Here is an 18,284-nt window from a genome sequence, read left to right as displayed (position 1 = left end):
CATTTTTCAGGTCCGCTTGGCCCGGAATGCCCGTCTTGGAGACCTGGGCCGAAGCGTGTTTTGCCGGCGTGCGTATTGCTCAGGGGGGCACTTGGTTCTTGGACGAACCGCGTAATCCGGTCTGCTAGTCTGGAAAACGTTGATTCAACGCAAGCGCCGCATCCAGATTTGCAATCAGCAATTCCACATATTGCGGGTCCAGGTGGCTGCCGCTGACTTCGCGCAGGTAGCCCACCACGCGCTCTAGGGGCCAGGCGTCCTTGTAGCAGCGCTTGTGCATGAGGGCGTCGAAGACGTCGGCGACGGCGGCGATGCGCGCGTATTTGTGGATGTGCTCGCCGACCAGGCCTTGCGGGTAGCCGCTGCCGTCGTATTTTTCATGGTGCTGGTGGGCAATCACGGCGGCCGCCTTCAACAGCGGGCGCTGCGAGCCGTCGAGGATGGACATGCCCACCGTCGGATGCTGCTTCATGATTTCCCATTCGGCCGCGTCGAGCTTGCCCGGTTTGAGCAGCACGGCGTCGGGCGTGGAAATCTTGCCGATGTCATGCATGGGCGCCGCATGGCGCAGCACCATGGTTTCCTCGTCCGACATGCCGGACGCCTGCGCCAGCAGCTGGCACACTTCGGCCATGCGGCGCACGTGGTTACCCCCTTCGTGCGAGCGCGATTCGACCACGTCGCCCAGGCGCAGGATCAGCTCGGCCTGGGTATCGGTGATTTCCTGCGTCAGCAGGATGTTGTCGAAGGCGATCGCCACGCCGGAACAGAAGACTTCCAGCAATTGCGCATCGAGGTCGGAGATTTCTTCCACGCCTTTGAGTACCAGCAAGGACGCCTTGCCGCTGCTGTTCGGGAAATAGCCGACATAGGTGTCGCCGTGCAGGCGCGAGATCTTGTTGCTCTTGGCGTCGTCCAGCTGCGACAGCAGGGAAGGGCTGAGGATGCCGTCGTCCGTGTCGCCGATCTGCGCGAGGATTTCATAGTCCTGTTCGCCCGAAATGGCGCTGGCGCCGCGCAGGCGCAGCAGCATGCTCGTTTCCAGGCGCAGCAGGGCGACGACTTGCTGCAGCAGGCCGCTGGCGAAGTCGCGCAGGTTGCGCTGCTTGAAGATGTGCGCCGAGGCGGCGATGACGCGCTCGAGTCCCTCGCGGTAATGGAGCTGGGCCTGGCGCGCCTCTTCCACCTTCATGATGTCGCGGTAGGCGCGCAGGGCGGCAAAGGTGGTGGTGAACAGCTTGGTGCGGTCCAGTTCCGTCTTTTCCTTGTAGTCATTGATGTCGTAGTTGACGATCACCCGTTCTTCCGGCGCCTGTCCCGGCTGTCCCGTGCGCAGCACGATGCGCGTAAACTGGTTGCCCAGGTCTTCGCGCATCCAGCGCGCCACTTCCAGGCCGCTGTCTTCGCGCTCCATCACCACGTCGAGAAACACCAGCGCGATGCCTGCTTCGCGCGCCAGCACCTGCTTGGCTTCGGCGCCGCTGTAGGCATGCACGAAACTCAGGGCGCGGCCCTCGAGGCGAAAACGGCTCAGTGTCAGTTCGGTGATGTCATGGATGTCGGGTTCATCGTCGACGAGCAGGACTTTCCAGGGAGGTAACTTGGGCGATGCTGAAGACAAAAATGACATAAGGGCGAGTTCCGCTAAAAGGCATAACTGACGCAATACTGAGACGCCCGCGCCAGGCTTGCCTGTGCGCCACTACTGGCGTTGCGCGTTTTTCGGGCGCATTTTATCGATTGTAGACTGACAGCCAAGTATTAACAACAAGCAAGAATAATTGACTAAACTCATGCAACATGCATATCAAAAAAGCACTTTAAATCCACGCTGCCGGCACTATGTATACTTTATCGCTTAGGCAACTATATTTTCAAGACAATACTTTGTTTTAATTAATATTGCCAATGAATCTGTAAAAAAAATCGGTGGGACGAAGCCTCGTTCGTTACGCGGTGCAAGAAAAGTAACAATGTATTAGTTTCCCTTTAGAATGAAACGCATCGCGCTATATTGAGAAGTAAAAAATGGCCGCAGGCCATCCACATTCTTGAAAGGACTCATCATGAAAACGAAAACGACGCGTACCTTCATTGCTGGTCTTGCCTTGCTGGCGAGCACTGCCGCCTGGGCGGGCACGGAAGTGCATTTCACCAAGCCGGAACAATTCTCGGATGTGTCTTTCGATCGGACGGAGCGTGAGAATGTCCTCAAGGACTTGGCGGCGCACTTCGCAAAACGGGGAGAGGCGCTCAAGCCCGGGCTAACCCTGAAGATCGATGTGACGGATCTGGATATGGCTGGCCGTGAAAATCCCGCCATGCGCTCTGCGCAGGATTTCCGCGTGATGACCGGCCAGGCCGACTGGCCGCGCATACGCTTGCACTATGTGCTGGAGCAAGATGGCAAGGTCATCGGCAGCGCCGATGCGGCCCTGTCCGATATGTCCTATCTGACGCGCATCAATCGTTATTCCAGCGGCGACAAGCTGCGCTACGAGAAGCAGATGATCGATGACTGGTTTGCGAGCACGTTCGGCGCGCAAGTGAAGAGTCCGGTACGCAAATGATCTTGCCGCGGCGCGAAGTGCCGGGCTGATCAACGCAAATAAGCGTGTTCGATGCGCGCCAGCTGGCCGCTATGCCGCAGGGCCAGCAGGGCGGCATTCATCTGCGCGACGAAATCGGCCTTGTAGGCCGGCGTGTTGCGCGCGCTGTAGGCGATATACGTGGCTTCGGACGACAATTCCAGCACTTCGTGCAAGGCAAAGCCGTAACGGGCCAGTTCGCCGCCCAGCCGGCGCGCCGTGTGGCGTGCCGCGCCGCGGTCGCTGGCGTAGCAATCGATGCGCCGCAAGGCCAGTTTTTTCAGATTGGCTTCATTGCCCTTGGCCGCTTCCAGGCGCAGCAGTCCCTCGCGGGCCGGCGCCATCAGTTTTTCCGAGAGTAAAAACCCCGTATTGACGCCGATGGTCAGGCCGGCAAAGTCGGCGGGAAACCGCGTGCGCGGCGTGCGCATGACGGCGTCATGGCAAAACAGCACCACCGATTCGCGGTACAGCATGGCTGAATACGGCTGTACGTAGGGCCGTTCCGTCTTGCGTCCGGGCGGAAACAGGCCGAAAACCTGGCCCTTTTCCAGCGCATCGAGGCCCCGCTTCCAGGGGCGCGGCTGCAGTTCCAGCCGGTAGGCGGGCATCGTGCTGGCCGCCTGGCGCAGGATATCGACATACATGCCCTTGAAGACGCCGTTTTCCACATAGCTGTACGGTGCATAGTCGTCGTCGCCGTACAGGATGACGGTTTGCGGCGCGGCATGGCCGATGCCGGGGGCGGCCATCGCGCAGACGGCGGCCAGCAGGCAGGCGCCGGCGCGGCGCAGGTCAATTTTACATATCATCCTGACAAGCATACAGGATGATGGCCGGAATGTACCGCGCCTCAATCGATCCAGTTCACCTGCGGGAACTTGCTGCCGAAATCTTCCGGCATGGGCACGACCTGGCTGAGCTTATAGTTGAAAAACACAAAGCCGGACTTGGCCATGGCAATCAGGGTGCTGTCGCGCGGACGCGTGATGCGGAAGGTGATGTCGCCGCCATACTTGTTGAAATCCATGACGCCCACTTCGAACAGCAACTGGTCGCGTGCATGGGCTTCGGCGCGGTAGGTGGTGGCCAGGTCGGTGACGATGATGCCGGTACCGTCCGCTTCGATGTCGCGCACGCCATATTCGAACAGGAAGCGGGCGCGGGCCTCGGAAATCATGGAAATCATGGAATCGTTGCCGAGATGGTTGCCGGCGTTGATGTCCGTCGTGCGTACCGTCAGTTGCGAGGAATAGCAGTACTGGTCTTCGGGGAATTCAAGTTTCAAACGGGCCATGGTGTTCTCTTGAGCTGGGGCGCAGGGCGCGGCGGAAAAAACCAATTCTAGCCGGTTCCCCGCGTCCCGTCGAAAAACGTCCCATCGTCCGTGTGCTGCAGGCATCGCGCAGGGGCGCTACTTGCGTACGATCCGGTAGACTTTCCCTGTGCCGCTCAGCATGTACAGCTCGTTTTGACCATCCTGGCCGAACGACACGATGTTGCCCACGTTCGCGATGCCCCAGTCCGTCACGGCGGAGGCCGTGCCATTGCTGTAGCTGAAACTTTTCAGCCAGCCGCTGCAGTAGTCGGAATACAGGTATTGCCCCGCCAGTTCCGGCAGTGCTGCGCCCCGGTACACATAGCCGCCCGTGATCGAGCAGCCGCCGGCTGCATCGTGGCCGTAGGTGACGACGGGCAAGACCAGCCCCGTCTGGTTGCAGCTGACGCTGTTGTAGCACTGCGCGCCTTCCATGATGTTCCAGCCATAGTTGTTGCCCGCCTGACCCACGGGCCGCACGTCGACCTCTTCCCAGCTGGCCTGGCCCACGTCGGCGATATACAGCAGCAGGGCCGGCACGTCGAAGGCGTAGCGCCACGGGTTGCGCAAGCCGTAGGCCCAGATTTCAGGGCGTCCGCCTGCCGAGGCAAAGGGATTGCCGGGTGGAATGGCATACGGCTGGGCCACGCTGCTGGCGTTGACGTCCAGGCGCAGCAGCTTGCCGAGCAGCACATTCGTGTTTTGCGCGTTGCCGGGCGGGTCGCCCCCGCTGCCGCCGTCGCCCGTGCCCGCATACAGATAGCCGTCCGGGCCAAAGCTGAGCAAGCCGCCATTGTGGTTGCTGAAGGTGGGGTGGGGAATCGTGAGGATGGCCAGCGCGGACAAGGGATCGGCCACGTTGGCGTTGCCGGCCGACACTTGCCGCCGCTCGATGACGATGTCGCCGGCCAGGTTGGTGTAATAGATGAAGAAATAGCCATTGCTGGCGTACTGCGGATGGAAGGCCAGCGACAGCAAGCCCCGTTCGCCGCTGGTGGTGGTGAGCGTACCGATGTCGAGGAAGGGCGTGGCCAGCAGGCTGCCGTTCTGCACCACGCGGATGCGGCCGGCCCGTTCGACAATGAACAAACGGCTGTCGCCGGGCGGCGCCGTGAGGAAGAGGGGAGCATCCAGTCCGCTGGCCACCTCTTGCAGGCGCAGGGCCAGCGGCGTGGCTGCCGCATACGTGACGCTGGCGCTGGCCATCGCCCCCGCAGTGACTTGCACCTGCTGCGTGACGGGCGTGGGCGCCAGCGTCCCCGTGCCTTGCGTCACGCTGGCGGCGCTCACCGCGTAGGCGCCGGGCGCCAGGCCGGTGAGCGTGGTGCTGGCCGTCAGCGTCTTGCTGTACGACGCAGGCCCCGTGACCGTGACGGCGCCCGCCACGCCGGCCGGCAAGCCGCCGAGGGTGACCGTCAGGTTCCCCGTGGTGGCGCCCGGCGCAGGGTGGTGATGGCCGCCGCCACAGGCGGCCAGCAGCGCCAGGCAGCATGCCAGCAGCGGGGCCAGCCAGGGCAGCGGCAAGCGGGAAAGGAAGTGGCGCATGTCAGTCTCCTGCGGGAACGACGCAATGGCTGCTCAAGAGGGGATGGGCTTGTGCCAAGAATGCGCGTCTTGGCGGCGGGAAGTTTGAGCTGGCGCAAACGTACGGTGGCATCGGACAAATGCGCCGCGTTTTCAGACAAGCGCGCCGGCACTTGCGCCGCCGCGCCCGCCGGCGCCTGATAATGGCGCATCTGAAACCGAGCAGGAATGACATACATGAAAACCAAAGCCGCGATTGCCTGGAAAGCGGGCGCCCCGCTGACCATCGAAGAAGTCGACCTGGCCGGCCCGCGCGCCGGCGAAGTGCTGGTCGAGCTGAAAGCCACGGGCATCTGCCATACCGATTACTACACCCTGTCCGGCGCCGACCCGGAAGGCATCTTTCCCGCCATTCTCGGCCATGAAGGGGCCGGCGTCGTCGTCGACGTGGGTCCGGGCGTGACGACCCTGAAAAAGGATGACCACGTCATTCCCCTGTACACGCCGGAATGCCGCCAGTGCAAATTCTGCCTGTCGCAAAAGACCAATCTGTGCCAGGCCATCCGCTCCACGCAGGGCCGCGGCCTGATGCCGGACGCCACCAGCCGCTTTTCGCTGAATGGCCAGCCGCTGTTCCACTACATGGGCACGTCCACCTTTTCCAACTACATCGTCGTGCCGGAAATCGCGCTGGCGAAAATCCGCTCCGACGCGCCGTTCGACAAGGTCTGCTACATCGGCTGCGGCGTCACCACGGGCGTGGGCGCCGTGCTGTTCTCGGCCAAGGTCGAGGCGGGCGCCAATGTGGCCGTGTTCGGCCTGGGCGGCATCGGCCTGAACGTGATCCAGGCGGCGAAGATGGTGGGTGCCGACAAAATCATCGGCATCGACATCAATCCGGCGCGCCAGGCCATCGCGCGCAAGTTCGGCATGACGCACTTTATCAACCCGAATGAAGTGGAAAACGTCGTCGACGCCATCGTGCAACTGACGGATGGCGGCGCCGATTATTCGTTTGAGTGCGTCGGCAACACGACCCTGATGCGCCAGGCGCTCGAGTGCACGCACAAGGGCTGGGGCAAGTCCTTCATCATCGGCGTGGCGGCGGCGGGCCAGGAAATTTCCACCCGTCCGTTCCAGCTGGTGACGGGACGCGAATGGCGCGGTTCGGCCTTCGGCGGCGCGCGCGGACGCACGGACATGCCGAAGATCGTCGACTGGTATATGGAAGGCAAGCTCAACATTGACGACCTGATCACGCACCGCTTGCCGCTCGAACGCATCAACGAAGGTTTCGACCTGATGAAGAGCGGCGAATCGATCCGTTCCGTCGTGTTGTATTAATTTTATCTGACTGTACTCATTGCGCAACACTTGACGGACGGGGCAGGGCGGCGCGCTGTACTTCGCTGCCTGCCCCTGCTAGTGTGAAGGCATCACCGCCTTGCTTCGGGAGCCGTCCATGTTTGCCACTGCCTACCTCGCGACCTTGCGCCGCATGCTGCCCGTCTTCCTCGGCGCGGCCCTGTCTTCCCTGCTGGCCTTGTGGTGGAGCAATGCCGCCAGCCTCGCCACGCCCGCCATCTGGCTGGCGCTGCTGGCCACGTATCTGCTGTGCGCACTCCTGTTTACGCCGCTGGCCCGGCAGAGCCGCCAACTGGCCACGCGCCACGTGCGTCACGGCAAGCCGCGCTGATACCCGCTGCGCCTAGCGCGCCGTGCTGGAAAAGCGCTCGCGGTAATCGCGTGGCGTGATGGCGAGTTTCTTTTGAAACAGGCGGCGCAGCCTGTCCTCGCTGTGCAAGCCCGCCTGCACGGCCACCTGTTTTAAGGAAGACACATTGTCTTCCAGCAAGCGACGCGCCACTTCAAAGCGGGCCGTGTCGATGAATTCCGTGGGACTGGTGCCCGTTTCGCGCTGGAACACGCGCGTAAAATTGCGTTCGCTCATGGCCAGCCTGGCCGCCAGCAGCGGCACGGTAAGCTCTTCGGCAAGATGCTCCATGATCCAGCCCTGCAACTGGCGGATGGTCGGGTGCGTCGTCATCTGGCTCGACAGGTGCACGGAAAACTGCGACTGGCCGCCGGGCCGCTTCAGATACACGACCAGGTCGCGCGCCACTTCCAGCGCGATATCGCGGCTGAAATCGTCTTCCACCAGGGCCAGCGCCAGGTCGATGCCGGCCGTCACGCCGGCCGACGTCCAGAATTTCCCTTCCCGCACGAAAATCGCATCGGCATTGACCTGTATCAATGGATAGCGCTGGCGCAGGCTGTCCACGGCGCTCCAGTGCGTGGCGGCGCTCTTGCCGTCGAGCACGCCGGCCTCGGCCAGGAAGAAGCAGCCCGTGCACAGGGCCGCGAGGGTATCGATGCGCGGCGCCGCCTCGGCCACCCAGGCGGCGAGGGCGGGAATGTCCTGCAAGACTTGCTCGACGTGGTGGCAGCCGACGATGACGGCCAGGTCGGGCAGGCGGTTCACATCGAGCGCCTTGCTGGCGTGCAGCGACATCAGCGTGTCCGACTCGACCGGGCCGACGGCTGTCGAGGCGATGCGCACGTCGTAGCCGCCGGGCAGATTGCGCAGGCGCAAATGGGTGTTGGCGTAGTCAAACACTTTCATGGCGCCGATGGCTTCGAGCGCCTTGAAGCCGGGATAGACGATGATGTCGACGGTGCGCAGGGGAAATTCTTTGGGGCTTTGCTTGATCATGCGATATGCGCGAGGGGGATAAATACTGCCATAATGCAACAACAGCGATGGCGTAGGTTAGCATGAAATAATCCGCGCGCCCGCTGGCTCCCCACCCACCGGATTCCTCGATATCGTGCGCTTACTCCACATTTTTGCCGCCCTGACATTGCTGCTGGGCTCAACCCTTGCCCACGCGGCCACGCTCAATTTCAATGGCGGCGCCGTCAGCGGCTGCACCCTGCCGGCGTCCAGCACCCAATACACATGCGCCAGCCTGATCATGGGCAGCACCGACAACGTCGTCATCGCCAGCGGCTATGGCGTGACAGTCAACAGCGATGTGAGCATCGACTACAACCAGGGCCTGAGCATGAGCGGCACGGCGGCCCTGACGGCCAACAAGAATATCGACATCAGCAATGTCAATCCGCCCAACCTGAAGATCACGGGCGGCAGCCTGACGGCCAAGGGCGGCAATTTCAAGGTGGGGTCGCAGGGCGGCACCGTGCTCGTGGCCGATATCTCGGCGGCGTCCGTTTCCCTGGGCGGCACGCCCGTGAAGGTGACGGGCAATATCACGGCCACGGGCAATATCGACATTTCCTCCGGCTCGACGCTGAATGGCGCCATCAGCGGCGGCTCGATCAGCGGCAATTCCAAGGTCACGATCACGGGCAGCGTGAAGGCCAGCGGCAACGTCAGCATCGGCTCCAGCTCGACTATAACGGGACCCGTCAACGGCAGCAGCATCACCACCAGTTCCAGCGTGTCGATTACCGGCGACGTGACGGCGGTCAATTCCTTCAGCCTTGGTTCGGGCAGCAACCTGAATGGCACCACCAAGGCGCCCGTCGTCAGCATCGAGGCAGCGAACAGCCAGGTGCAGGGCGATATCACGGCCAGCACCTCGCTGACAGTCGGTTCGGGCAGCCAGGTGAAGGGCAACCTGACGTCGCCGACCATCGACTTGAAGGCCTCGGGCCTGCTGGTCACGGGCGACGTGAAAGCGTCCAGCTCCCTGAGCATCGCCTCCGGCAATGGCGTGAAGGGTAATGTCGAGGGCGGCAACGTCACGCTGGACTCGTCCAACGCGTATATCACGGGCAATGCGCTGGTCGACCACATCACTCTGGGCTGGCAGGGCCGGGTGCAGCAAACCATCACTTGCAAGGCGTATACGCCGTCGAACCCGTGCAGTTGCGTGACGAACAACAGCGGCTGGGCCTTTAATGAACCGATGGGGCCGAAGTGCGGGCCCGGCACGCCGACCGGACTGCACCATTTCCAGATCGAGCACCCGCTGACGGCGCTCACTTGCCAGGTGCCCACGGTGACGGTGACTGCCTGCGCCGACGCCAGCTGCAGCACGGTGTACAAGGGTAGCCCCAGCGTCACCGTCAGCCCGGGCGGCGTGCCGACGCAGATCGATGCCAGCGGCGTCAATCCCAATGTCACGGTGCGCCAGACCACGGTGGGCATCGCCACCCTGAGCCTGGTCAGCACGCCCGCCACGACGGGCGCGCTGGTGTGCAAGAGCGGCGGCAACACGAGCAATTGCCAGATCAGCTTTCTTTCAAGCGGCTTCCAGGTAAGCGGCGTTCCGCGCTACGCGGAGGACGTGGCCGAACTGGAAATCAGCGCCTTGCAGACCTCGTCCGGCAACAGGGACGTGTGCGTGCCCATGTTCGCCAGCCAGACCAAGCAATTGAACCTGACTTGCGGGTACAGCAATCCGGACAAGGGAACATTGCCTGCGCGCATCTTTGACAGCGTCCAAAATAGCTATGTCGCCCTGGCTGGCAGCGACCAGAGCAGCTGCGCCGTGGCGAGCACCAAGGTGAATGTGACGTTTGGCGCCGATGGCGTGGCCAAGCCGAACATGCTGTATGCCGATGCGGGAGCGTTGCTCCTGACGGCTGCCTACAATCCGAAAAGCGGCAGCGATAACGGCCTGGACATGAGCGGCAGCGGCACGGTCATCGTGGCGCCAGCGAAATTTCTGTTCACGAAGCTGGCGCTGATTCAGCGCGCGGGCCTGGCGGCGGCGCCCTTGACGTCCGGTACGACCATCATGCTGTCGGCCGTCAACGCGGCCGGTGCCGTGACGAAGAATTTCGGCAACGAAAGCGGTGTCGCCGTGCAAAAAGTCGTGCTTGGCAATATCTTGCTGGCGCCGGTCTACGAAAACCCGGACGTTAACACGCCTGCCAATCCGACGGTCGGCGGCGATCTCGATTTCTTGAAAAAAGGGGGCGTCATCGCGGCGCCGCCGCTGATCTGGCCCGAAGTGGGCAAGATCAATTTCACGGCCGCGCTGCAAAACGGTTATCTGGGCAGCAGCCTGACGTCGCCGGGGACGAGCGACCCCGTGCTCTTTTATCCGCACCACTTTGTGACGGAACTGGTCGTCAAGCAAGTGGATATCGGGGGGGGCGTGATGATGCCGTTTCCTTTCCCGTGCAGCGCGCCGCTCGTGTGCGCCGGCAACCGCGCCGTGTATTCGCGCCAGCCCTTCGACCTGACCATCCGCGCCCAGACGGCCGCCGGCAACGAGACGAAGAACTTCGACGCCAGGAATGCCGACATCAACAAAACGCAGGTGCCGCTGGTCCCGTATGACGCGGCCACGGGGAACAACAAATATCCGCCCACGGCGCCATCGGGCAGCACGCTGACGGATGGGGCAACAGTACCTGCGGCCGTGACGGGCGTACCCGTCACCAGTTTTACCAATGGCGTTGCCACGCGCGCCATCGCCTACAGCTTCCCCGCCGCCTATGCCGTGCCCAAGCAGCCGACAGCGCTGGCATCGCCGACGGGGCTGCTGCTGCGCGCGACGTATGCCTATCCGGCGGCTGGCAATGTGAGCTCGGCGCCGGCCGATGGCAAGGAAGCGCAGCTGACCGTGCTCACGGGCCGCCTGATGGTGCCGCATGACTACGGTTCCGAGCGCTATCCCGTGCGCCTGGCCGTGCAGGCGCAGTACTGGGACGGCAAGACCTGGGTCACCAGTCTGCTGGACAGCATCAGCGCCTTCGGCAGCGCGCAGGTGGTGTTTGCCAATTGTAAGAAAACACTGGTGTGCAAGGACTTTGCATTTCCCGCTGGCACGACTATTACTTATACGTTCGACAAGGGCATCTTGCCGCCGAATAGACGCCTGATTGTGGCGGCGCCCGGCGCCGGCAAGACCGGCAGCGTCGATGTGTCCGTGCCCGGCATCGCGTACTTGCCCAGCACCGTGGGCACCGTCGTCTTTGGCGTCTTCAAGTCGGGCCCGGTGATTTACCTGCGCGAGATGTATTGAGCCAGGACAAAGGGTGGGCGCAGAAAGAGGGAAAAACCAGTAACATGCCTGGCTGTGGCATTCCCCCCAACCTCAGACTGGAGTTTCTATGAGCACAACATCGCAGTGGATCGATATCGCCGGCCCGGACGGCAGCTTCCAGGCTTACCTGGCCGTGCCGCACGTGGGCAAGGGCCCCGCCATCATCCTGTTACAGGAAATTTTCGGCGTCAACGAGCACATCCGCGCCGTGGCCGACCAGTACGCGGCCGATGGCTACGTGGTGCTGGTGCCCGACCTGTTCTGGCGCGCCGGTGCGCACATCGAACTGGGCTATGACGCGGACGGCTGGAAGCGCGCCGTCGAACTGATGCAGGCTACCGATAACGAACATGCCTTGAGCGATATCAAGGCCACCATCGCCGTCCTGCGCGCGCGTCCGGAAGTGACGGGCAAGCTGGCTTCGGTCGGCTACTGCTTCGGCGGCCGTTTATCGTTCCAGACGGCCGCGGCTGGCCTGGTCGACGCGGCCATCGCCTATTACGGCGGCGGCATCCAGAACAAGCTGGACCTGGCCGACCGCATCCAGGTGCCGTTGCTCATGCATTTCGGCGGCCAGGACAGCCACATTCCGCCGGAAGCCGTGCAAAAGATCGCCGAACGCTTCGAAGACCGGCAAGACGTGGAAATCCACATCTACCCGGGCGCCGAGCACGGTTTCAACTGCACCCACCGCGACAGCTACCAGCAGCGCGCCGCCGCCCACGCGCACGGCAATTCCTTGATTTTCCTGGCGGAAAACCTGTAAGGCGTTCCCGTCAGCCAGGCCAGCCGCCGACGTCCATGTCGATATCCGCCCAGCAGCAAAGCCGCATGGGCGCTAAAATAGCGGCTGTGCCGGGCAACGCCCGGCAAACCTGGATGAGGAACCGAATTAAAGATGGCCCAAGTAATTGTTTCTGTAACATTGGCGGCAAGCGCCGAACGCGTGTGGGATTTTATCGGCGGCTTCCAGTCGCTGGCTGAATGGTCGAGCTCGATCAAGACCAGCCTGTCCGAACACGGCGGCCGCGTGCGCCGCCTGAAAACCACGGACGGCGCCATCATCGCCGAACGCCTGCAAAGCTACAGCGAGGCGGACAAGAGCTACAGCTACACCATCGTTTCGGGGCCGATCCCCGTCAAGAACTACCGCTCCACCCTGCGCGTCACGGGCGAGCCGGGCGCGAATGAGTGCGTGGCGGAATGGGCTAGCGAGTTCGACGCGGCCGAAGGCGTGGAAGACGTCATGATCGGCGCCTTCCAGCACTTGTATGAAACGGCCTTCGTCGACCTGAAACGCATCATGGCAATTTAGAGCGCCTGACAAAAAGTCCATGGCGTTGTTGCGTTGCCTCGCCGTACATTCGTACTGTCTTCGGCAACACGCCTAGCCCTGAACATTTTGTCCAGCACTCTTAAAAAAACACCGGCACATGCCGGTGTTTTGCATGGCGCCTAGCGTTTCACCTTGCCAAACGCCTCGCCCTTGTTCCATGTAGGCAAATTCTTGTCGTTTGCCACTTCATAGCCGAGGTTCAGGGTGAATTGCGCCTGCTGCACCATGCCCGATAAATCCCACGACGGGTGGTATTCGTCCGTTACCTGGTGGTAATCCTTCTTGAACGCCACCAGGCGTTCGCTGGACGCTTTCGGCTCCTTGACGAAGTCGAACGAGCCGTCGCCGGAAAACACGGCCGAACCCACGTTGAAGGCGGGCACGCCAGCCTTGGCAAACGCAAAATGGTCGGCCCGGTAAAACGCGCCGGACAGGTCGGGAATGGTGGGCGCCAGGCGCAGGCCCATGCGTTTGGCCACCTTGGCGGCGCTCGCGTACAGGCTGCTGCGCTCGGCGCCGGCCACGCCGATGTCGTGCGTCTTGCCGACGAAATTCATGCTGTCGAGGTTCAGGTCGGCGGCCGTTTTCGCCAGCGGCCACAGGGGCTTGCGCGTGTAGGCCGTGCTGCCCAGCATGCCCGTTTCCTCGCCGGCCGGCCACAGGAAGATCTGCGTGCGCCGTGCAGGTTGTTTTACCGCAACTTGCGCCATGGCCAGCAGGGCCGCCGCGCCCGAGGCGTTGTCGATGGCGCCGTTGTAGATGTGGTCGCTTTGCCCTGAGCGGGCGCTGCCTTCGTCATCCTTGCCCAGGTGGTCCCAGTGGGCAGAGTAAATCACAGCTTCGTCCTTGAGTTTCGGATCCGTGCCCGGCACGATGCCGGCCACGTTGAATTGCTCGATGCTGCGGATCTGGCTGTTCAAGACCACCTTGACCGTCGCGTTCAAGGCCACGGGGCGGAATTCGCGCGTTTCCGCCTGCGCGCGCAAGGCATCGAGGTCTTGCCCGCCCGCCTGGAACAGGGCGCGCGCCATGTCTTCCTGCAGCCAGCCTTCCATCGCATTGCCCGCGCCGGCCAGGTTGAAGCGTTCATGGCCGAAACCATTGGCCGGCACCGACCACGGATACGACGCGGACGCCGTCGTGTGGATCAGCAGCACGCCGGCGGCGCCCTGGCGCAGCGCTTCCTCGTACTTGTAGACCCAGCGGCCGTACCAGGTCAGCGACTTGCCGGCAAAGCGGTTCGGTTCGGCAACGGTCGGCTGCGGGTCGTTGACCATCAGGATGACCATTTTTCCTTTTAAATCAGCACCCTTGAAGTCGTCCCACTGCTCTTCGGGGGCGCGGATGCCGTAGCCGGCGAATACGACGGGCGCGTCGAACGCCACTTTCTGCTGGCCATTCGCCGCGCCAAAGACGATGTCCTGGCCGAAGGCGGGGGACAAGGTCTTGCCGCCCGCGCTGAAGGTCACTGTGCTCGATGGCAATGCCTTGCTGCCGACGATGGTCAGCGCCTGGCGATACGTGCCGTCCGGCAACGGCTGCAAGCCGGCCACGGCCGCCTGCGTTTCCAGGTAGCGCACGGCCAGGTCGCCACCGCGCTGGCCCGTGCCGCGTCCTTCCAGCAAGTCGTCGGCCAGGAAGGACAGGTGGGCGCGCAGGGGCGCCTCGGCAACGAGCGGTTGGGCGAGGGTAGCCGTGCTGAACAGGCTGGCGACGAGGACGAAGGGAAAACGCATGACAACTCCAAAAGTGAATACGGGAAAGCAAAGCAGCGGTAATCTTACTCTACCGCAATGCTATGGCGTAGCGCGCGGCGCGCGCCAGCCGATTGGGGCCACAATGGCTGCTGGTCCACCGACAAGGAGCGTTCCATGACTCGCCCTGACTTCCAATCGAGCAATACCCTGCGTACCGCCGACGGCACCTTGATCTACTACAAGGACTGGGGCAGCGGCCCGCCCGTCGTCTTCAGCCACGGCTGGCCATTGTCGTCCGACGCCTGGGAAGACCAGATGTTCTATCTGGCCTCGCACGGCTACCGCGTCATCGCGCACGACCGGCGCGGCCATGGCCGTTCCAGCCAGCCGTTCGGCGGCAACGACATGGATACCTATGCCGACGACCTGGCCGCCCTGATCGCCGCGCTGGACTTGTCGGGCGCCACCCTCGTCGGCCATTCGACGGGCGGCGGCGAAGTGGCGCGCTACATCGGCCGCCACGGCACGCAGCGCCTGGCCGGCGCCGTGCTCGTGGGCGCCGTGCCGCCGCTGATGCTGCAGACGGCCGATAATCCGCTGGGCTTGCCGCTGTCCGCGTTCGACGCCATCCGCGCGGGCGTGCAGGCCGACCGCAGCCAGTTTTTCCGCGACTTGAGCGAGCCCTTCTATGGCTACAACCGGCCCGGCGCGAAGCCGTCGCAGGGCGTGCGCGACAGTTTCTGGCGGCAAGGCATGCAGGCGGGCATGCCGGCCGCCTACCTGTGCATCAAGCAGTTTTCGGAAACGGATTTCACGGGCGACCTGGCCAGATTCGACGTGCCGACCCTGGTGATCCATGGCGACGACGACCAGATCGTGCCGATCGCCGCCTCGGCGCGGCGCACTGCCGAGCTCATCATCGGTAGCAAATTGCTCGTGTATGCGGGCGCGCCGCACGGCCTGGCGACGACGCACAAGGATAGGCTGAACGAGGACTTGCTGGAGTTCTTGCGCACCTGAAACGGGGGCGGGCGCCATGGCGGCGCGGCGCCCGCCGTAGCTATTGCCACGCAGAACAGGCGCAGCCGGCATATTGTTGTGTATCGTTTAATGTTGGCAAAATCACGCGCCAAATGCGTGCGGATCGCCGATTTTTCTGCCTTTTTTACGTAGATATGGCGCAAAAAACGGCGTTCTGCGGCATGCAGCCACCCGGTAAGGTCCAGTAAAGAGTAAACTAGCAGATACACTCTTTCGCATTGGGCGATTCGAGCGAACTTGTGAGTGATTTCATGTCTGATACACCAATTTCCTTATTTTCCGACCTTAACCTGAGCGAGCCGCTGATTCGCGCGCTCAAGGATGTCGGTTACGAAACACCGTCGCCTATCCAGGCGGCGACGATTCCATTATTGCTCGCGAACCGCGACGTGCTGGGCCAGGCGCAAACAGGCACGGGTAAGACCGCCGCCTTCGCCTTGCCTATCCTGTCGCGCATCGATCTGAAACAAAGCTCACCCCAAGCCCTGGTCCTGGCACCGACGCGCGAACTGGCCATCCAGGTCGCCGAAGCGTTCCAGGTGTACGCCGCCCACATCCCCGGCTTCCACGTGCTGCCGATCTACGGCGGCCAAAGCTACGGCCCGCAACTGTCGGCCTTGCGCCGCGGCGTGCACGTCGTCGTCGGTACCCCTGGCCGCGTCATCGATCACCTGGACAAGGGTTCGCTCGACCTGTCCAAGCTGAAGACTCTGGTACTCGACGAAGCCGATGAAATGCTGCGCATGGGCTTTATCGACGACGTCGAACGCATCTTGCAAGAAACGCCGGAAGGCCATCAAACGGCCCTGTTCTCGGCCACCATGCCTTCCGTCATCAAGCGCATCGCCACCACCTACCTGGTGAACCCGGCCGAAGTGACGGTGGCCGCCAAGACGGGCACGGCCGACAACATCCGCCAGCGTTACTGGCTGGTGTCGGGCATGCACAAGCTCGACGCGCTGACCCGCATCCTGGAAGCGGAAGCGTTCGACGGCATGATCATCTTCGCCCGCACCAAGCTGGGTACGGAAGAGCTGGCCGGCAAGCTGCAAGCCCGCGGCTTCTCGGCTGCCGCCATCAATGGCGACATTCAGCAAGCCCAGCGCGAGCGCACGATCCAGCAGTTGAAAGACGGCAAGATCGACATTTTGGTCGCCACCGACGTGGCCGCCCGCGGCCTGGACGTCGAGCGCATCAGCCACGTCGTCAACTACGACGTGCCGCACGATCCGGAAAGCTACACCCACCGCATCGGCCGCACGGGCCGCGCCGGCCGCAGCGGCGAAGCGATCCTGTTCATCACCCCGCGTGAAAAGAACTTGCTCAAAGCCATCGAACGCTCGACCCGCCAGCCGATCGGCATGCTGGAACTGCCGACGATCCAGGCCGTCAACGACGTGCGTATCGCCAAGTTCAAGGAACAGATCAGCGAAACCCTGGCCTTGGGCGAACTGGAGCAGTTCCAGTCGCTGATCGAAGATTTCGAACGCGAGCAAAACATTCCCGCCATCGAAATCGCCGCCGCCCTGGCGAAGATGGCGCGTGGCAATGTGCCTTTGTTGCTGGACAAGAACAAGGCGCGCGAGCAAGCCACGTGGCAAGACGACCGTCCTGCGCGCCAAGACCGCTTTGACCGCCCTGAACGCAATGACCGTTTCGAACGCAATGACCGCTTCGACCGCAACGAGCGCAGCGAGCGCCCGGCCTTCCCGAAAAAGGAACGCATCCAGCGTCCAGCCGACGCCGGCATGCAAACCTTCCGCATTGAGGTAGGTCATCAGCATGGCGTGAAACCGGGCAATATCGTGGGCGCCATCGCCAACGAAGCGGGCATCGATTCGAAAAACATCGGCCGCATCGAAATCTATGACGACTACAGCGTCCTGGACTTGCCGGATAGCATGCCGAAAGAATTGCTGGACCAGCTGAAAACCGTGTGGGTGGCGGGCCAGCAGCTGCGCATCAGCCGCGACGGCGACGCGCCGGACCTGGCGCCGCCAGCCGCGCCGCGCAAGCCGTTCGCCGCCAAGTCCGCGCCAGCGTTCAAGGATGCACCGGCGGACGCGGGCGAAGTTGCCCCGCGCGCGCCGAAGAAGGAACGTCCACGCCCGGGCGTGACGGCTTACCGCATCGAAGTGGGCCGTGAGCACGCCGTAACGCCAAGCAATATCGTCGGCGCCATCGCCAACGAAGCGAACCTGGAAGCCAAGCATATCGGCCGCATCGATATCTTTGACAACTACAGCGTGCTGGACTTGCCAGAAGGCATGCCGCCGGAAATCCTCGACCACCTGAAATCGGTCGTCGTTTCTGGCCAGAAACTGCGCATCAGCCTGGACGATGGCACGACGGAGCGCAAGCCTGCGCCGCCGCGTCCGAAGTCGCCACCCCGTAAAACGTACAAATAAGCCATCCCCACGGGCGCTCCGGCGCCTGTGTCGCGGATTGGAGACACATCCCCCACTGGCGCATTCGCGCCAGTTTTTATTTTCCCTCAAGAAATAAACATGATTGCCGCGTTATGGTTGGCGGCAGGTATTGCCATCTGCCGGCAATGGCCACGGCTCCTTTGCATCTTTTTATCGGCGTAAACGCCATCTTTATTGCCTGCTGCATCGATATATAATTTTTTATTAATTATTGTATGTGCACGCAATTTAAATTTTGCATTTCAATAAAATCAATTGAGTTGAATCAAAGTAAATCCTAAAATATAAATAAATTGACTTTTATTAAATTGTTTGACTGGCGTCACTG

Annotated in this window: 14 protein-coding genes; 8 read left to right on the top strand and 6 right to left on the bottom strand. The window is 62.5% G+C overall.

Going from position 1 to position 18,284, the window contains the following annotated elements; genetic code table 11:
- Positions 1–124: 124 nt before the first annotated feature.
- Positions 125–1,630: a DUF3369 domain-containing protein gene (locus VPH40_RS10395; RefSeq protein ID WP_099665621.1), complete on the bottom strand. Its 1,506-nt coding sequence runs from the start codon at positions 1,628–1,630 to the stop codon at positions 125–127.
- A 436-nt stretch (positions 1,631–2,066) separates the two neighbouring features.
- On the opposite strand from VPH40_RS10395, the gene VPH40_RS10390 reads away from it, so the two are divergent.
- Positions 2,067–2,570 carry a DUF3016 domain-containing protein gene (locus tag VPH40_RS10390; RefSeq protein ID WP_099665620.1) on the top strand — a complete coding sequence of 168 codons (504 nt, stop codon included), beginning with the start codon at positions 2,067–2,069 and terminating at the stop codon, positions 2,568–2,570.
- Positions 2,571–2,599: 29 nt separating this feature from the next.
- Here VPH40_RS10390 and VPH40_RS10385 read toward each other — a convergent pair whose 3' ends face one another.
- The 3 genes from VPH40_RS10385 to VPH40_RS10375 form a co-directional block, all read right to left on the bottom strand.
- On the bottom strand, positions 2,600–3,400 hold the full coding sequence (locus tag VPH40_RS10385; protein ID WP_328573400.1) for a substrate-binding periplasmic protein: 801 nt from the start codon (positions 3,398–3,400) through the stop codon (positions 2,600–2,602).
- A gap of 41 nt (positions 3,401–3,441) precedes the next feature.
- Positions 3,442–3,885 (bottom strand): thioesterase family protein, encoded by a 444-nt coding sequence (locus tag VPH40_RS10380; RefSeq protein ID WP_077399141.1) that lies wholly within the window; start codon positions 3,883–3,885, stop codon positions 3,442–3,444.
- A 117-nt stretch (positions 3,886–4,002) separates the two neighbouring features.
- A complete protein-coding gene (locus tag VPH40_RS10375; protein ID WP_328573399.1) occupies positions 4,003–5,451 on the bottom strand; it encodes a PQQ-dependent sugar dehydrogenase in 1,449 nt (482 codons plus the stop codon).
- 216 nt (positions 5,452–5,667) lie between these two features.
- Here VPH40_RS10375 and VPH40_RS10370 point away from each other — a divergent pair, with 216 nt between their 5' ends.
- A complete protein-coding gene (locus VPH40_RS10370; RefSeq protein WP_328573398.1) occupies positions 5,668–6,774 on the top strand; it encodes an S-(hydroxymethyl)glutathione dehydrogenase/class III alcohol dehydrogenase in 1,107 nt (368 codons plus the stop codon).
- A 118-nt stretch (positions 6,775–6,892) separates the two neighbouring features.
- Complete coding sequence (locus VPH40_RS10365) at positions 6,893–7,126, top strand: hypothetical protein (protein WP_034784311.1); 234 nt, start codon at positions 6,893–6,895, stop codon at positions 7,124–7,126.
- A gap of 12 nt (positions 7,127–7,138) precedes the next feature.
- On the opposite strand, the gene VPH40_RS10360 is transcribed toward VPH40_RS10365, so the two are convergent.
- Positions 7,139–8,143 (bottom strand): GlxA family transcriptional regulator, encoded by a 1,005-nt coding sequence (locus VPH40_RS10360; protein ID WP_251349285.1) that lies wholly within the window; start codon positions 8,141–8,143, stop codon positions 7,139–7,141.
- 115 nt (positions 8,144–8,258) lie between these two features.
- Between VPH40_RS10360 and VPH40_RS10355 the strand changes: the two genes are divergently transcribed.
- From VPH40_RS10355 to VPH40_RS10345, 3 genes are all read left to right on the top strand, one after another.
- Positions 8,259–11,432: a DUF6701 domain-containing protein gene (locus VPH40_RS10355; protein WP_328573397.1), complete on the top strand. Its 3,174-nt coding sequence runs from the start codon at positions 8,259–8,261 to the stop codon at positions 11,430–11,432.
- An 88-nt stretch (positions 11,433–11,520) separates the two neighbouring features.
- Entirely contained in the window at positions 11,521–12,219 is a 699-nt protein-coding gene (locus tag VPH40_RS10350; RefSeq protein ID WP_289899433.1) for a dienelactone hydrolase family protein, read from the top strand.
- Positions 12,220–12,351: 132 nt separating this feature from the next.
- Positions 12,352–12,768, top strand: coding sequence for an SRPBCC family protein (locus VPH40_RS10345; protein ID WP_328573396.1), 417 nt, complete (start codon positions 12,352–12,354; stop codon positions 12,766–12,768).
- Positions 12,769–12,908: 140 nt separating this feature from the next.
- Here the strand turns inward: VPH40_RS10345 and VPH40_RS10340 are convergent, their stop codons facing one another.
- Positions 12,909–14,525: a M28 family peptidase gene (locus tag VPH40_RS10340; RefSeq protein WP_328573395.1), complete on the bottom strand. Its 1,617-nt coding sequence runs from the start codon at positions 14,523–14,525 to the stop codon at positions 12,909–12,911.
- A gap of 135 nt (positions 14,526–14,660) precedes the next feature.
- Here VPH40_RS10340 and VPH40_RS10335 point away from each other — a divergent pair, with 135 nt between their 5' ends.
- Positions 14,661–15,506, top strand: a complete 846-nt coding sequence (locus tag VPH40_RS10335; RefSeq protein ID WP_328573394.1) for an alpha/beta fold hydrolase — start codon at positions 14,661–14,663, stop codon at positions 15,504–15,506.
- A 272-nt stretch (positions 15,507–15,778) separates the two neighbouring features.
- Positions 15,779–17,935: a DEAD/DEAH box helicase gene (locus VPH40_RS10330; protein WP_251349280.1), complete on the top strand. Its 2,157-nt coding sequence runs from the start codon at positions 15,779–15,781 to the stop codon at positions 17,933–17,935.
- Positions 17,936–18,284: the final 349 nt, after the last annotated feature.

The sequence above is a fragment of the Janthinobacterium sp. P210005 genome (genome assembly GCF_036231865.1).
GTDB lineage: Bacteria > Pseudomonadota > Gammaproteobacteria > Burkholderiales > Burkholderiaceae_D > Janthinobacterium > Janthinobacterium kumbetense.
Note: the sequence above shows the minus strand (reverse complement) of the source record. Positions and strands in the feature narration are given on the sequence as shown.

Coding starts and splice junctions, on each gene's coding strand:
- VPH40_RS10395 (WP_099665621.1), bottom strand. CDS start 1,630: ATGTCATTTTTGTCTTCAGCATCGCCCAAGTTACCTCCCTGGAAAGTC.
- VPH40_RS10390 (WP_099665620.1), top strand. CDS start 2,067: ATGAAAACGAAAACGACGCGTACCTTCATTGCTGGTCTTGCCTTGCTG.
- VPH40_RS10385 (WP_328573400.1), bottom strand. CDS start 3,400: ATGATATGTAAAATTGACCTGCGCCGCGCCGGCGCCTGCCTGCTGGCC.
- VPH40_RS10380 (WP_077399141.1), bottom strand. CDS start 3,885: ATGGCCCGTTTGAAACTTGAATTCCCCGAAGACCAGTACTGCTATTCC.
- VPH40_RS10375 (WP_328573399.1), bottom strand. CDS start 5,451: ATGCGCCACTTCCTTTCCCGCTTGCCGCTGCCCTGGCTGGCCCCGCTG.
- VPH40_RS10370 (WP_328573398.1), top strand. CDS start 5,668: ATGAAAACCAAAGCCGCGATTGCCTGGAAAGCGGGCGCCCCGCTGACC.
- VPH40_RS10365 (WP_034784311.1), top strand. CDS start 6,893: ATGTTTGCCACTGCCTACCTCGCGACCTTGCGCCGCATGCTGCCCGTC.
- VPH40_RS10360 (WP_251349285.1), bottom strand. CDS start 8,143: ATGATCAAGCAAAGCCCCAAAGAATTTCCCCTGCGCACCGTCGACATC.
- VPH40_RS10350 (WP_289899433.1), top strand. CDS start 11,521: ATGAGCACAACATCGCAGTGGATCGATATCGCCGGCCCGGACGGCAGC.
- VPH40_RS10345 (WP_328573396.1), top strand. CDS start 12,352: ATGGCCCAAGTAATTGTTTCTGTAACATTGGCGGCAAGCGCCGAACGC.
- VPH40_RS10340 (WP_328573395.1), bottom strand. CDS start 14,525: ATGCGTTTTCCCTTCGTCCTCGTCGCCAGCCTGTTCAGCACGGCTACC.
- VPH40_RS10335 (WP_328573394.1), top strand. CDS start 14,661: ATGACTCGCCCTGACTTCCAATCGAGCAATACCCTGCGTACCGCCGAC.
- VPH40_RS10330 (WP_251349280.1), top strand. CDS start 15,779: ATGTCTGATACACCAATTTCCTTATTTTCCGACCTTAACCTGAGCGAG.